This window comes from Scytonema sp. NUACC21, assembly GCF_054684315.1.
In genome coordinates this window covers 15,015-30,468 of record NZ_BAAFZH010000083.1, presented here as the reverse complement: position 1 = coordinate 30,468, position 15,454 = coordinate 15,015, and the positions used below count along the sequence as shown (strand labels likewise).

Annotated in this window: 12 protein-coding genes, 1 tRNA gene and 1 pseudogene; 8 read left to right on the top strand and 6 right to left on the bottom strand. The window is 42.7% G+C overall.

Annotation, left to right across the window (positions count from 1 at the left end):
* Positions 1 to 3 precede the first annotated feature (3 nt).
* The 3 genes from cheB to ACYRY3_RS19445 all read left to right on the top strand — a co-directional run bounded on the left by cheB (position 4) and on the right by ACYRY3_RS19445 (position 3,490).
* On the top strand, positions 4 to 1,026 hold the full coding sequence (gene cheB / locus ACYRY3_RS19455) for a chemotaxis-specific protein-glutamate methyltransferase CheB (RefSeq protein WP_460203255.1): 1,023 nt from the start codon (positions 4 to 6) through the stop codon (positions 1,024 to 1,026).
* A 325-nt stretch (positions 1,027 to 1,351) separates the two neighbouring features.
* On the top strand, positions 1,352 to 2,728 hold the full coding sequence (locus ACYRY3_RS19450; RefSeq protein ID WP_460203254.1) for an ATP-binding protein: 1,377 nt from the start codon (positions 1,352 to 1,354) through the stop codon (positions 2,726 to 2,728).
* Positions 2,729 to 3,181: 453 nt separating this feature from the next.
* Positions 3,182 to 3,490 carry an NIL domain-containing protein gene (locus ACYRY3_RS19445; protein ID WP_460203253.1) on the top strand — a complete coding sequence of 103 codons (309 nt, stop codon included), beginning with the start codon at positions 3,182 to 3,184 and terminating at the stop codon, positions 3,488 to 3,490.
* A gap of 159 nt (positions 3,491 to 3,649) precedes the next feature.
* Here ACYRY3_RS19445 and ACYRY3_RS19440 read toward each other — a convergent pair.
* The 4 genes and pseudogenes from ACYRY3_RS19440 to ACYRY3_RS19425 all read right to left on the bottom strand — a co-directional run.
* Positions 3,650 to 4,012: pseudogene (locus tag ACYRY3_RS19440) on the bottom strand (response regulator transcription factor); the annotation flags it as partial.
* On the bottom strand, positions 4,000 to 4,887 hold the full coding sequence (locus tag ACYRY3_RS19435) for a transposase (RefSeq protein ID WP_460203252.1): 888 nt from the start codon (positions 4,885 to 4,887) through the stop codon (positions 4,000 to 4,002). The gene ACYRY3_RS19435 and the pseudogene ACYRY3_RS19440, both read right to left, overlap by 13 nt.
* Before the next feature lie 25 nt (positions 4,888 to 4,912).
* A complete protein-coding gene (locus tag ACYRY3_RS19430; protein ID WP_460203251.1) occupies positions 4,913 to 5,797 on the bottom strand; it encodes a hypothetical protein in 885 nt (294 codons plus the stop codon).
* A 113-nt stretch (positions 5,798 to 5,910) separates the two neighbouring features.
* Positions 5,911 to 6,570, bottom strand: a complete 660-nt coding sequence (locus ACYRY3_RS19425; protein WP_460203250.1) for an Npun_F0813 family protein — start codon at positions 6,568 to 6,570, stop codon at positions 5,911 to 5,913.
* A gap of 301 nt (positions 6,571 to 6,871) precedes the next feature.
* Here ACYRY3_RS19425 and ACYRY3_RS19420 point away from each other — a divergent pair.
* A tRNA-Arg gene (locus ACYRY3_RS19420) sits at positions 6,872 to 6,944 on the top strand.
* 70 nt (positions 6,945 to 7,014) lie between these two features.
* Positions 7,015 to 7,674 (top strand): group I intron-associated PD-(D/E)XK endonuclease, encoded by a 660-nt coding sequence (locus tag ACYRY3_RS19415; RefSeq protein ID WP_460203249.1) that lies wholly within the window; start codon positions 7,015 to 7,017, stop codon positions 7,672 to 7,674.
* 152 nt (positions 7,675 to 7,826) lie between these two features.
* On the opposite strand, the gene ACYRY3_RS19410 is transcribed toward ACYRY3_RS19415, so the two are convergent.
* Positions 7,827 to 10,607 carry a M16 family metallopeptidase gene (locus tag ACYRY3_RS19410; protein ID WP_460203248.1) on the bottom strand — a complete coding sequence of 927 codons (2,781 nt, stop codon included), beginning with the start codon at positions 10,605 to 10,607 and terminating at the stop codon, positions 7,827 to 7,829.
* A 172-nt stretch (positions 10,608 to 10,779) separates the two neighbouring features.
* Between ACYRY3_RS19410 and nth the strand changes: the two genes are divergently transcribed.
* From nth to tilS, 3 genes are all read left to right on the top strand, one after another.
* Entirely contained in the window at positions 10,780 to 11,421 is a 642-nt protein-coding gene (nth, locus tag ACYRY3_RS19405; protein WP_460203247.1) for an endonuclease III, read from the top strand.
* A 254-nt stretch (positions 11,422 to 11,675) separates the two neighbouring features.
* Positions 11,676 to 12,356 (top strand): uracil-DNA glycosylase, encoded by a 681-nt coding sequence (gene ung / locus ACYRY3_RS19400; protein WP_460203245.1) that lies wholly within the window; start codon positions 11,676 to 11,678, stop codon positions 12,354 to 12,356.
* A complete protein-coding gene (gene tilS, locus ACYRY3_RS19395; protein ID WP_460203244.1) occupies positions 12,357 to 13,385 on the top strand; it encodes a tRNA lysidine(34) synthetase TilS in 1,029 nt (342 codons plus the stop codon).
* Here tilS and hmpF read toward each other — a convergent pair.
* The gene (gene hmpF, locus ACYRY3_RS19390; protein ID WP_460203243.1) at positions 13,361 to 15,094 is read right to left on the bottom strand and encodes a pilus motility taxis protein HmpF; all 1,734 of its coding nucleotides are present in this window, start codon (positions 15,092 to 15,094) and stop codon (positions 13,361 to 13,363) included. The two genes, tilS and hmpF, sit on opposite strands and share 25 nt — an antisense overlap.
* Positions 15,095 to 15,454 lie beyond the last annotated feature (360 nt).

Below are 15,454 nucleotides of genomic sequence, written 5' to 3'. Positions count from 1 at the left end.
CCCGTGAGGATTGCTATTGTCAACGATGCGCTGATAGCAGTAGAGGCACTGCGACGGGTAGTGGTTACAAAACCAGAGTATGAGGTGGTATGGGTTGCCTATGATGGTGTTGAAGCTGTAACGAAGTGTGCAGTGGATACTCCTGACTTGATTTTAATGGATGTACTTATGCCCGGTATGGATGGAGTAGAAGCCACAAGGCGCATCATGACCCAATCTCCTTGTGCCATTCTCATGGTAACTGCCAGTGTCAATCGTTATGCAGCCAAGGTTTTTGAAGCAATGGGCTACGGAGCATTGGACGCCATCAACACACCAGCCATGAGTTACAGTCAGCAGACAATTGATGGTAGTGGGCTACTCAATAAAATTGCAACGATCGCCAGATTGCTTGGGAAAAGTTCAAGCCATCATTTACAACTCACTCAGCGAAACAAACCTCTGATTGTTATAGGGGCTTCTACTGGAGGGCCCCAAGCATTGGCTACCATTCTCTCCAAATTTCCCAAAGGTTTTCAAGCTGCCTTTATTGTTGTCCAGCACGTTGATGCCCAATTTGCTCCGGGCTTTGCAGCTTGGTTGGACGACCAAATACCCATGCCCGTGCAGCTTGCCATCTCCGGTTTTTCACCACAGATGGGTATAGTTTTGGTTGCTGGAAAAAATCATCATCTCATCATGCGCCCTGACTTGACCCTTAGTTATGACAAGCAACCGTTGAATTGTTTCTACCACCCATCTATTGATGTCTTCTTTAAGAGTGTTGCCAATTATTGGGCTGGATATGGAGTCGGTGTACTGTTAACAGGCATGGGTCGAGATGGTGCCCAAGGCTTAAAACTCTTGCGTGATGCAGGCTGGTATACCATTGCTCAAGATAAACAAACTTCCGTTGTCTATGGTATGCCCAAAGCAGCCTTGGAACTAGATGCAGCCGCAGAGGTTTTACCAGTTGACGCGATCGCCAATGCTTGCATGAAGGACTTACAGAAACATTTTGGTAATTTGAGCGCCAACCAGAATTAATATCCTTTCGCGACTTCTAAATAAGAATTTACCTATCAATCTTTTGTAAAGACAATTGGGAATTTGTATGTGTTGGGTTTCGTTCCTCAACCCAACCTACGCCATCTCTTGAATCGTATTTTTTATACAATTGTATTTACGTGGTTTTACGATATGCAAAGTATTGCTTGTCAATAATATTTATTCTTGAGAAAAAGAGAATCTGAGTGATTCATCAATAATTGCAAATAATTTAAGCTTTTAAATTGACTGGGATATAATCAGTATACCCAGCAAAGTATCACTTTTTTAAGTAACAAAAGCTACAAAAAATCAGAGGAGCTATATGACCGTGCAAGCAGAAGCAGTCCCTCAACTTTCCACAAAAATATTATCTCTGATGTCCAAGTGGAGAAAGGGACAAACCAAAACAAGCGACGCGTCTGTTCTGCTTTCCAATACACCTACTGTAAAACTTCTGCTGATTGACGATCAGTTGATAGTTGGTGAAGCAGTCCATAGAATTCTTGCAAATGAAGCAGATATTTCCTTTCACTACGTCAACAATCCCGCTCAAGCAATCCAAAAGGCAATGGAAATTTCTCCAACAGTGATTCTTCTGGATTTAGTTATGCCTGAAATAGACGGCTTGATGTTGCTGCGTTGGTTTCGGTCTCATGCAGCCACTTGTGATATACCTATTATTATGCTATCCAGCAAAGAAGAACCGGAACTCAAGGCAGAAGCCTTTGCTCAAGGGGCGAATGATTATCTGATTAAGCTACCCGATAAAGTAGAACTGATTGCCCGCCTCCGCTACCATTCAAAAGCCTACAATAATCTTAGAGCACTCACCACTGCAACCGTCACCGCTCAACTTCAAGCATACGAATTAGAGCATATCTTAAAGGAATTGCAGGCAACTCAAGTTCAACTTATTCAGACTGAGAAAATGTCTGGATTGGGTCGTATGGTTGCAGGAGTGGCACATGAAATTAATAATCCAATTAATTTTATTTATGGCAATTTTGATTATTTGGAAAGCTACGTTCAATCTTTGTTAAATTTGATTCAACTTTATCAGGAAGAATACCCAAAACCATCTTCTAAGATTCAAGATGAAGCTACAGCTATGAATTTTGATTTTATGATAGAAGATTTAACCAAAATCATTTCTTCCATGAAATTTGGAACTGAGCGTATACGTGAGATTGTGCTCTCTTTACGCAATTTTTCTCGTTTGGATCAAGCTGACAAGAAAATAGTGGATGTTCATGAGGGAATTGAAAGTACTTTGTTAATCTTGAATCATAGAGTGAAACAGGGAATTGATATTGTTAAAGAATTTGGAAATATTCCTTTGATTGAGTGTTATCCTGCACAACTTAACCAGGTATTTATGAATATCCTTAGCAATGCAATTGATGCTTTACAAGAGAAAAAAGAAGAATCTCAAAAACAAATTGCGATCGCAACAGAAACTATCAATGATGATTTCATTAGAGTCACAATTCGAGATAATGGACCGGGGATTGATTCTAAAATACAAAATAAAATTTTTGAACCTTTCTTTACAACTAAACCTGTAAATCAGGGAACGGGTCTGGGATTGGCAATCAGCTACCAAATTATTCAAAAGCACCACGGTAACCTTATGGTAATATCTGAGCCTGGAAAGGGTGCGGAATTTGCGATCGAAATACCAGTAGCTCAAAAAAGTTAAGGTATAACAAATAATTGATAATTAAAAAACATTTGAAATTTTATTTTTAGTGTTATTTAGAAAAAGGGAAATTTCTGTAAGGGGTCGCGGTCAATGAGGAAAAGCGACGCTGATAAGAAACTTTACAACCTATAGCCGCATTTTCTCTGCGATTTGTCACGAACTAAAGTTCAATATCCAATAAATAGGTACTGACAGCCGAAACAAAAACTATAAAAAAATACCAAAAGCCCTTTTCTCCCCTACTTTGAGACAGAACAGTTGGGGGTACATTGAGGTAGAAAAAATTGTGATAAACAACACTATTTTGACTAATAAATTATACTTTTTGAAACAATAACGACGTAGAACCTTGTATTGTGTTAAAAAGAGTGATATTCCTGTATTTGATGGGGTGAAAAAATTCTCGCAATAGAGAACCCCCATCATCTCGTTTTCTAGGGGAAATCTACTATGGCACTACTGATCAAACAGGGTAAATCTACCAAAAATTTTCGAGATAACAGACGCACTCAAACTCGCGTTACGGTTAACATTCCCAAAGAGATGCACGAACAGCCCGTTATTTCCAGATTAATTACTCACTCTGGAGTTACGGTAAATATCGCTGCCGCGCAACTCACTGAGGATGTACCGCAACATGGCTGCTTTGATTTGGAGCTACGAGGAACAGTTTTCCAAATTGCCAGCGCCTTGACCTACCTAGATGAACTTAATTTAGAAATCAAGCACCCGGTGGTTACAGGAGAAGATGGTTGGTAACTATATAGATTTTGGATTTTAGATTTTTTTAACTACTGCGTTACCCAGAGAAGTTTAGAGCGGAGGTTAACTCCGCTTGAAACTTTGGAGGGTTCTCCCCGAGTCCCGCAAGTAGCGGGATTTTGGATTCCCAATCTAAAAACCAAAATCGCAATCAGCTTATGCCATTTGGTTTTCTATCGCCCACCGTGCTAGTTCGGTGCGATTGTGGAGATTAGTTTTGCCCAACATATTGGACACGTGACTTTCAACCGTCCGCTGGCTGACATTTAATTCTTCAGCGATTTCGCGGTTAGCTAAGCCTCTAGCCACAAATTGGACAACTTTGAGTTCGGTTGGGGTTAGTTGGACATCAAAGGGAACTTGGATGCGGGAACCGTTTTCCCCTCCCTTTGCTTGGTGTTCTTTCCAGCGAATGGTCTGCTTGAGAGAAGATTCTACCTGTGCTACCAGTTCCTCTGGCTCAAAAGGCTTGACCATATACACATCAGCACCTTTATTCAGACCATTTACTCGGTCTGCGCATCAAACACTGGTAGAGTTCTTTGCTGGGTTTCCAGGTTAGGAATTTGTCCCAAATCGCCGAAATCTCTCAGGGGGCGGGTGATTAATTCAGAAGAACGGTCTATTACCAAATAACAAGTTTTTGGCAAAGCTGCAGCTGACAGAGGTAAGACTCGAACCTGGCTATCACTTGACCTAGATCTTGTGACTAGACGCGGGCGTTCTTCAAAATCTTCATCGTCGTCCTCATCGTCGTCATAATCTTCATCGTCTTCGTCGTCTAAATCATCCAAATCATCGGATTCATCTAGCAAGTCTTCGCCAAACATTTCCGCGATCACATTGGCTTCTGGATGAGTGACTTCTTCCAGTGGGCTGGGAATGTTTGTGATTTCTTGCGGTTTGTGTTCTAGAAGTTCCAATTGCTCAGCTACTGGTTCCTCAACAACTGACAAACGTGGCTGTTGTTGCTCGTCTGATTCAGGAGACGATGAGCGCCGCTTCACCCGTCTAGCCGGAGATAGTGTTGACTCAACAACTTTCACAGGTTTAGATGGTTTCTCCTGTTTTGGTTCCTCTTGTTTTTGAACCTTAATAACAGGAGGTACAATTACAGGAGGCGGAGCTGGTTGTTCCTGTTGTGTTTCTTGTCGTGCTGATGTAAACACGGGTATATTGTCATAGCTGACTTGTGCCCTGCCTTCAGGAGTTCTAGCAGCACGCTTTAAAGAAACAAGGTATTCGTATTCCTCTTCTGGCAAAGTGCTTTTTAGCAAGCGGCTAATCGTGGAATTACTCACGTCGTAGCGCTCTGCCAAAGTCGAGGTCGTTTCAGCAGTTTCACGATATAACTTAAGAATTTCTTGTTTGTCTGACTCTGTTAGTTTTCTCACGGTAGGACACCAACCACTCTTCTATCTAAGTTCTTTTTCTTCCACCTGTACGCCGCGAACGGTTTATTGATGCGTCATGTTCTAGGACAGCGCCCAAGCCAAATAAAACTCCGCTCCACACCCAAAATACCTCTAGTATCTCTCCACTTTGGTAATTGGGAATCCAATTTGTGGCATATTTAAACCACATATCTGCTACGTATAGGGAAAAGGCTGCTGCTGCTATCATCCGCCAAGATAAGGAAACTCTTCCGCCCCAAAAGGCTAGCAGTAGGGTGGTGGCAATCACGAGTAGCAGTACATCGCTTACGATGTAAAACCAGTTTAAAATTGCCGCCATATTTTCTTCCCACGTTGGCACTTGAGCTTTCACAGTTTCGGTTGGGGGCTGACCGGAAATCAACCATGCTACTGCGCTGCCACAAATTGCCAGCGCTAGCACAATCGCCCATTGCCAAGTCTCTAGATTCAGTCGTCTGGAAGCTACAGCCAATACCATGCCCACACCTAGTAACAAATAGGTTGCCACAAAAAACACATCTGCCAGAGAAAGGACAGGTTCTTTTCCCAAGGCTATCTCGGTATAACCAAAAATTATCCCTCCCAGGAAATAAGAAAGCATACCGATGCCGATTGCCAACCACACATTTCGTCCACTCACAATTTGCGGGCTGCGCCAATTTCTTAAGCATAAGACACCAGCGCCCAGGTAAGCTATTGCTTCAAAAATATTTGTACCCAGTAGGTACCAATCAGCACGTTTTTCTATGCCATCTGCATCTGGAATTCTGGCACTAAATAACATAAAGTATAACAGTGCCAGTACACCCCAGCCCACGCTTGTTAAAACGATGTTCTGGGTTGATAACATGGATTTACTTCGGTGTGTCTTGTTGTAAGCGCTACTCATAGAACTTTACTGTATAAATGCACTCTAGCAGTTTTTTTGGCTCATTGACCGTTTAAAAAAAGCAATTTTCCAGAGCAACTCGTCAATTTAACATACATGAAAATTGCTGTAAGTTAATGCCACAGTTTACTCAAGGTCGATTGTTTTAACCAATTGATAAAGAGCGTTCGCTCGCCTTCTGGCAAATCTTGTAACCTTTCGCCCACCTGATGGGCAAAGTTGGTATTCCCAAAATAAGCCTTTGCTAGCCGATGCAGTTCCTGCAAGAACGTAATGACATGATGTTCTTGCCAACTTGGCATTTGGGCTAGCTGTTTGAGATCCATAGTTAGCACGTTTTTGATTGCCTCTGGTGAGGATACCTGAGGAAATTGCCCTTGCTGCATAACTTCTGCAACACCTTTTTGAAATAGTGTTGCTTGTCTGGAACCTAAAAAATCTTCTATATCAACGTAAACGGATTGCAGCAGCACAAAACAGGCTTGTGTAAAAATTGCCATTTTGCTACTGCCACCCGTGTCACTACCTATCTGCTCTAAACGAACTTTACCCCAAACGCTGTAGCGATCGGGTTCCTCTAGTAGAACACAGGCTTTGCCACGGTTATCGGTTAAATCTCTCCACAAAGCTTTGGCATCTTCTTCTTGACTGGCTTTGAAGACGTTAATTAACCGAAAAGTTTGCCCTTGATAATAGAGGATGGGCACCTGCTGCTCTCGCGTTGGGTGCTGAATGGTGGATATTTCTACATCCTGCCGTTTCAATATAAACATGACACTGGCAAATCACCTCACCGGGGCGGTCTATACATGGGAAAAATCATCGCATACTGGCTGCACAGCAACTGATACAGCCCGGTATGAAGTTAAGCGTGTTTGCCGAAGCAAACCCATCGACCAATCAATATAACTAACAAATACCTCATAGACGGGATTTTGATTGTACATATCATATCTAGCGCCTTGGATCTTAGCCTTGACTGTGTGAAATCTGCAATAATTTTAATTTGCCTTTTGGCAGGTAGTACAGCTATAATATGAAAACTGACTATTTAAACAGCCAGCAATTTTATTTGGGCGCGTAGCTCAGTGGATAGAGCCACGGATTTCTAATCCGTTGGTCGCAGGTTCGAGTCCTGCCGCGCTCGTTTAAGTAAAATGTTAATCTTTTATGGTTATCAAGGTGCTACGCTAAATTCACCTAATAGAGGGTTAATATTGTTACATCATACAAAAAATAAAGCGGATATTGCGGCTGCCAAAGCAATAGCAGACTTAACAGTCAAGGGCTACTCTGTTTTTACACCTGTTGTCTGCGAACATTTGGCCTTTGATTTAATTGCCTACAAACACGGGAATTGTTACAGAATACAAGCTAAGTTCACTGCTGATAACACAGTAAAAAACAAAACGAGTTGGGTAGATAAAAACGGCTGTCATGAGAAAAAGTACCAAGCAGATGACTTTGACTTCTATGCTATTTATTTACCCGATATAGATAAAGTTATTTATCCGGCCATTAAATTTGGCGGTTGTTGTATCAGAACAATACTACCAAAATCTCCCAAGCCTTTCTATTGGTGGGAAGATTTTACAGAGTTCACCGAAGAAGCACCCAAGCGAACCTACAAGGAGTTTGGAGTTGATTTAACCACGAGGAAGGTCAATACTGACGCAAGAATTCATTCTCGAAAAGTACCAAGACCTACCAAAGAAGAACTCCAGAAGCTCGTTTGGGAAAAGCCAACAATCCAGATAGCTAAAGATTTTGGCTTATCTGACAAAGCTATAGAAAAATGGTGCAAGGCTTATGGCATCGAAAAACCACCAAGAGGGTACTGGGTTAAAAAACATATGTCAACCAATCAGGTTTTGTAAGTTGGTACAAATTAAAAGTTAACAGGTGTTGGTCGTCCCTTGTTCTTGGACATTCCTCATTTGCCTTCAGCAAAGGACAAAGGACAATTGACAATTGACAATTGACAATTGTCTTTACTTTTATCCTTCATCCTTCACACTTTATACTTAATTCACGCTTTGGGTCCTGCGGTAACAATCACCAGTTTATCTGGATGAATTAACTCCTGAATTGCTTGTTGGATTTGAGCCATAGTAATCGCTTCTATACGCTTGGGAAACTCCCGGATTTCTGCGGGTGAAAGCCCGTAAACAGCATTTCCTAAAATCATGTTTGCTACGTCAGCAGGATTAGCTAATTCCACGGGATAGCTGTTTGTAATAGAACGTTTTGCAGCGTTCAACTCAGCTTCAGTAATGCCCTGTTCCCGCAACTGCTTGAGCAAAGCGACAGTGCTGTTAATAGCTTTCTGAGCATCATTGGGGTCGGTTTGCATTTGAATTAAAAATGGACCGGGATTGATACCTGCAGCAAAAGCACTGTAAATACCGTAGGTGAGACCTTGACGATCGCGCACTTCGGTACCCAATCGGCTAGATAAAGTATCACCGCCTAAAATTTCATTAACTATCAAAGCAGGATAGAAACGGGGGTCTTTCCGCGAGATAGCATTGTAACCGATGTAGGTGACAGACTCTGCCTTGCCTGGAATAACTGGGGTGAGTTGGGTGATCTTTTGCGGTAAAGACACTGAAGCCGGGTTGAATTTTGGTGGATTTCCCTCAGCTTTCCATTCGCCAAAAGCTTGATTGAGCAAAGTTTTGACTTGAGTTGGATTAAAGTCACCTACCAGAGCGATGGTAGTTGTATCTGGTCGGTAGTGTTCCTGATAGAAGCGCAACACATCAGCGCGAGTAATACTTTTTAAGCTTTGTTCAGTAGGAAAACTATGGAACGGATGATTTTCAGGATAAATGGCTTGTTGGAATACCCGTCTTCCCAATCCGCGAGGGTCATCTAACTGTAATTTTAGACTCGTGAGCGATCGCTGACGGCTGAGTTCGAGTTGGTTGTTTGGGAAAATCGCATTTTGCAGGACATCCGCTAGAGTCCGAATTAATAATGGTAAATTTTCCGACAACCCATTGCCAGTAATACTGATACCTTCCCGAGCCGCGTTAAATCCCAAACTAACTCCTCGGTCTTCCAAAGTCCGTGCTAGAGACAAAGCATCTTGAGTTCGCGTCCCATTCATCAAGTTAGTAGCAACAAGACTTGCCAAGCCCGCGTTTTGATTTGTGTCAAATACACTACCTGCTTCAATCTGACCGCTCAAGTTAACAGTGGGGACACTGCGATCCGCAAGTAAAAGAACTTGCAAACCATTCTTAAAGATAAATTGCTCTGGAAGCGGCTGTTTTGTCGAAGCAGTGGTTGCTTTAGCAGCCGGGAGATACTTAGCGAGTTCAGCCGGATCTACAGGCTTACCGGGGCTGAAGTTTTCCACAGTGCGACCGGAACCAACACCAGAAGCTCCTGGTTTACCATCTGCAAGAGTGGGTTCAAAAAAGCCAATTGTTTGTTGAGCGGGATTGAGGTAACTTTTTGCGACTCGCTGGACATCTGCTGGCGAGACTTTGCCTATTGCCTCAAGATAGCGCTCAATATAACGATAATCTCCGGCAATAGTTTGGCTGTAACCTAATTGGCTTGCCTGACTGGTAATATCTTGGTTATTCAAGACAAAAGAAGCTTGAAGTTGTGTTTTTGCCCGGTTCAATTCTTCTCTAGTAACCGGCTTTTGTTGCAATTGAGCTAAGGACTGTTGCAGGACTTGGGCAATTTTAGAGAGTTGTTGACCAGGAGCTGCTGTCACATTAATTTCGTACCAACCAGGTTCAATGAGTTCTACAGGACTAGCACTGACCGAGCTAGCCAAACCAGATTCCACTAGAATTTGGTATAAACGAGAACTGCGCCCACCCGTGAGGATAGCATCCATCACATCAATTGCAGGCACATCTGGATGATTGACATTAGGTAAAGGATAGACAGCTTGTAACAACGCTGCACTTCCTGGCTCTTTTAGGACAATGGGTGGTTTGGTACCGGACGAAGGAAGAAGCGAAGGCGAGAGAGGGGGAGGAGGGGAAATCGTTTCCTTGTTCCCTTGTGTAGGTTTTGGTAGTTTTCCAAAGGTTGTATTAACAGCATTTAGGACTGCTTGAGTATCAAAATCTCCCGTAACGATGAGTGTTGCATTGTTAGGGCTGTAGTATCTTTGGTAATAATTGCGTACCTGCTCTAGTGAAAATTGTGCCACATCGGCTTTGGTACCTCCCACAGGTAGACCATAAGCTCGTTGGGGAAATGCAGATCGCATTACAGCACGATTGAGGCGGTATCCAGGAGAATTTTCATACCCCTGCAGTTCTGAAATAACAACGCGTTTCTCACTCGTCAGTTGGTCAGATTGAATCAAAGCACTTTCCATGCGGTCTGCTTCTAAGGTTAGCAGTGCATCAAGTTTATCCCGCTGCACTGTACCAAAATAAGCAGTTTCGTCATAACTGGTAAAGGCATTGAACTGGCTGCCTAAAGCACTAAACAACCGACCAAATTGCACTGGGCGCGAGGTGGTACCTTTAAACATCAAATGCTCTAGCTGGTGGGAAATGCCGCTTTCCCCAGCTTTCTCGTTACGAGAACCTACTCGGTACCAGACTTGTACGCTCACCACTGGTACAGTGTGAACTTCCTTCGTCAGTACCGTTAAACCATTACTTAAGACAGTTTTCTTGACTCCCTGGGTTAGGGCAACACCAGATACAGGTGCAACTGCTGTTTGTGTAGCAGTATTGGTGAAATTACCTACCCACAGACCTGCACTTATAAAGAGGCTGAGGAAAAATCCTATAAGAATAGACGAACGTAGTTTGGATAGAAATGACATGGCAGTCTGCACAAGCTATAAACAGTACATATAGCTTTATGCTACCAAGGAGCTACCTTGACAAACCCAGAGTATTTCATCAAAAGTCAGGTGGCACCTGAGTCTACTTTGCCAAACTCTTCATAAACGTATATAACGGGCATAGTACCGTCAAATTAATAACGTTATTCTGATGTCAATTAGTACCCAAACTATTGAAACAATCCTTAGTAAGCTAAAATATACTTACCCAAACGCTAAATATGAATTAGATTGGGAAACCCCGCTTCAGCTTCTCGTGGCAACAATTCTTGCCGCACAATGTACGGACGAGCGTGTAAATAAAGTTACTAAAACTCTGTTTCCTAAGTATCCTACTGCCCAGGCTTATGCTGATGCCGATATTCTAGAACTAGAGGAAGAACTTAAGCCCACTGGTTTTTATCGCAATAAAGCCAAAACAATCAAAAGTATGTGCCGGGACTTGGTTGAGAGATATGGGGGAGAGGTGCCCAAAACTATAGAAGAATTGGTAACCCTACCCGGAGTCGCACGCAAAACAGCTAACGTTGTCCTCAATACTGCGTTCAATACTCCTTCTGGCATTATTGTTGATACCCATGTGGCTCGTGTTAGCCAGCGGATGGGGTTAACAAAACGTAAAACTCCAGAGACAATAGAGCAGGAATTGATGCAGCTGGTATCACAGGAAGAATGGACATTTTGGGGACCAGCCTTTGTTCTTCACGGGCGTTATACCTGCACGGCGAAAAAACCAAAATGTGGGGAATGCGTTCTGCAAAACGTATGCGAAAAAATTGGTGTTGATGAATAAGTAGGTGGGTGAGAATAAACAGAACTATCTGTTAGGGCTTTTAGTGGTTAGTAGTTACACCGACTTTAAGGCTCTTAACAGCAGTCCACATAGTTATGTTTTATTGTGCCGACTTACTGAGTTATCAAAATAATTTGTAGTTCATAATTTTTATTAAAAATTAGAACTACGAATTAGTCATGATTTAGTTGACAAATGAGCGATCTGCCCAGAGGGCAGGAGCGAAGCTATCGCAATTAGTAGAGGAAAACATTTTGACATATTCCCAGTTACCCGCCTCATGGCAGGCTGTACTTGCTGAAGAATTTGACAAACCTTATTTTCAAAAACTTCAAAATTTTCTTAAGGAAGAAAGACAATCTCACACAATCTACCCTCCTGAAGAAAATGTCTTTTCAGCTTTTGAACTGACACCATACGAACAGGTAAATGTCCTATTGCTCGGACAAGATCCTTATCATGACGATAACCAGGCACACGGATTGTGCTTCTCAGTGAAACCTGGTATTAAACCTCCGCCATCTCTGGTTAATATCTATAAAGAACTTAAAGATGATGTGGGTTTTCCTATTCCCAATAATGGCTACCTTGTCACATGGGCAAAACAAGGTATTTTGATGTTAAATGCAGTATTAACTGTACGCGCACACACGCCAAATTCTCATAAGAATAAAGGCTGGGAAACTTTTACAGATGAGGTTATTAGTAAGGTTAATCAGAAGACAGACCCTGTTGTTTTCGTTCTCTGGGGTGGTTATGCACAAAAGAAGTTAAAGTTAATAGATACACAACGACATACCGTTATTCAATCCGCGCATCCCTCGCCACTATCGGCACGGAACGGATTTTTTGGTAGCAAACCTTTCTCCGCTATCAATTCAGCATTGCGCTCTTTTGATAAGCCAGAGATTGATTGGCAAATTCCAGATAGCTAAATGACCAAACCTTGGACGCCTCTCCATGCACAAATACACCGCACCATCCGCGCACGCCGTCTATTCCATCGCAACCAACGGCTGTTAGTTGCAGTGTCTGGCGGGCAAGATTCCCTGTGTTCGATCAAACTACTTTTAGATTTACAACCAAAATGGGGATGGCATTTGGGTATTGCCCATTGCGACCATCGTTGGCGTACTGACTCCCAAGCGAATGCCAGTCATGTGGAAAACCTGGCTAAAGCTTGGGATGTTCCGTTTTATTTGCAAACTGCTGGGGAACCGCCAAGTAGTGAAGCGGCTGCAAGAGATTGGCGGTATAGCGTTTTAAGTACAATTGCTCTTGAAAATGAGTTTGATAGCATCGTCACCGGTCACACCGCTAGCGATCGCGCTGAAACTTTACTTTATAACTTAATTCGTGGCACAGGTGCAGATGGGTTACAAGCATTAACCTGGCAGCGTTTGCTAGTTGGGAATATTTTGCTTGTACGTCCCCTATTAGAAATAACTCGCGTGCAAACAGGGCGATTCTGCCAAGATTTTCAGCTTCCAATTTGGGAAGATTCGACTAATCTTGAATTGAAATATGCCCGAAACCGTATTAGGAAACACATTATACCATATTTGCAAGAAAACTTCAATAGCCAAGTTGAATCAGCCTTAGCCCAAACGGCTGAAATCTTGCAAGCAGAAGTGGAATATTTAGAAAAAGCTGCCCATCAATTGCGGGAAGAAGCTATGTTAGCAACGGATAATTTAGCGGATAAGAGATCTCCAAGCCCCACAGATAAACCATCCATTGCCCTAAATCGTCGTATATTGCAACAAGCACCACTAGCATTACAGCGTCGTGTTATGCGTCAAGTCTTGTTGCAAATACTTTCTGTAGCCCCCAGTTTCGAGCACATTGAAAAACTAACCGCTTTGATTGCAGCACCAAACCGTTCGCAAACCGATCCATTTCCTGGAGGTGCTTTCGCCCAAGTACAGGGCGACTTAATTTACATAATAGTTTCAAGTGTTTGACGCATCTGGGTAATAGCTTGGAGTTGATAATCATTTGTTTCCTGCACCTTAGCCACAGATTCAGCAATTGCTTCGAGCTTGTGGCGCAACCCGTCTGTAAAATCCTGAATAGGTTGTAAATCTTCATAGAAATTCAACCGAGTTTGGGTTTTGGCCGTTGCAACTTGCAGGGACAGCAAGTTTTGCTCCATAGTTTGGAGTTCCTGACGCTTTGTCAGCTGCTGTTGAGTAAGTTGCTCGATGGCGCTTTGTGCTTGCTCAAGACTAGCCTGCATTTGCTCAATCTCAGTTTCCAAGTTTTGCAGTTCTTGTGAGTTTTGCTGTCGTTGCTTTTCGATAAGTGAAAGAATTTGTTTGAAATTGGTGCTTTGCTCTTCTAGTTCGGGACCGGGGGTTTTTCCTTGTCTTTGCAGCAGTACAATTTGGTGTTGCTTGCAAATCTCCATCCGTTCGTGCAGACTGCGACGTTGTCCCACCAAAGTTTGGTTTAACATTTGATAGAGGTCATATTCGTCTGCTAATTCAGCCTCTAGTTGAGAACGAGTTCCTCCTGTGGCTTGGGTTATCTTATTTTGCAGTTCTTCAATAGTTTTTTGTTTTTCTTTGAGTTCTTGTTCTTGCTCGTTAACAAAGTTAGAGTCTATATTCAACTTTTGCTGTAAGTCTCGCACCGTGTCTTGCAGTTGTTCTATGGATATCTTCTCTAAAGAGGCTACATCAACTTTAGGAGTAGGCACTACATCATTAGATATGGCAGCAAGGAAACCAATTTGCCCGTGTAACTCTTCCTGATATCGCCACTGCTCTTTCAGGGAACGAGCATACTGCTGTTTGGTTGCAACGGCGATCGTATTCACTTTTATCTCAGCTATTTGCTGTTCCAAAGACTGCTGGGCTTGCTCCCATTGATTTTTTTGTTCTGAGAGTATTTGGGACAACCGGTTAACTTCTTCTTGCTGTCGATCCACAGTAGTTTTTTCCTGTTCCTGTTGTTGCCACTGTGGGTTGAGAGCAGCTTGCTGTCTGTTTAATACTTCTAAAGCAAGATTCAGATTTTCCCGCACTATTTCTGTGGGCGCAACAGTTGTTGATAGCCGATGGAGTAAATCCTTAAGAACTTTGCTCTGTTCTTCATCCAACACAGCCCCTTGCTGGCATTCCGCTTTAAACTCTTCTAAGCGACGCTGTTCACCCCGCAAATGCTCCCATGCGCCCTCTAATTCTTGCCGATTGCGCTCAATTTCTGACCGCAGTCGTTCCATTTCCTCCCGCGCTGTTTCTACTTCTTGGCGTTGCGCTTCAAAGCGTTGAAACTCCTCCTCCATGTTTTGCAGTTGTTCCAAACGCGTTTCGAGATCGAGTTCGCGGCGATTGAGTTCTTGCGCTTGAAAGGTGAGTGACTGCTTCCACTGATCGATTTCTTCTTCCTTGACCTTGAATTTTTCCAGCTGGCGGGAAAAGTTCTGCAAGATATTAATTAATGGGCGTCCTGCCTCCTGAACCCGCTGCACTTGGCGATTGGGAGTGAGTTCAACGAGTATGAGCACTCCATCATTTAATTTGCTAGCTTCTTCGCCTGCAATCACTTCTTCTGAGACTGTACTCCAACTCTGGTCGTTGCGCTGACAAGCCAACAATTTCAGCTCTGTTTTGCCACCACCACTGAGTAAGCCGCCTTTTTGTTTTTGTACTTCTGCTAAATAGAGCACACTATTATTCCTCTTGTGTACTTGAGCTCGCGTTTTAAGTTATACCTTACATAATTGTTTTTGCCTGCCCTATTTATCCTATGTCTGGGAAAATACGACAGACTATAACTTCTGACTTGGGATTTACGTCTTGTTGATAATCTTGATAGTCTTAATACTTATAAAGCCTATTTACCGATTGATTTTATTTTGTACTGTCAGTAGTAATAATGACTACCGTGATTTTACTAGCATTGTCAAAGTATATTAAAAGAATTTAAGATAGGCTAGGTCGAGGTATCTCTATGGGTATCAGTTGTTCTGAGTCCTTGGTTTTACTTTAAACCAATAACAAAGGACAAGCAATAAATCCCAAAGCCT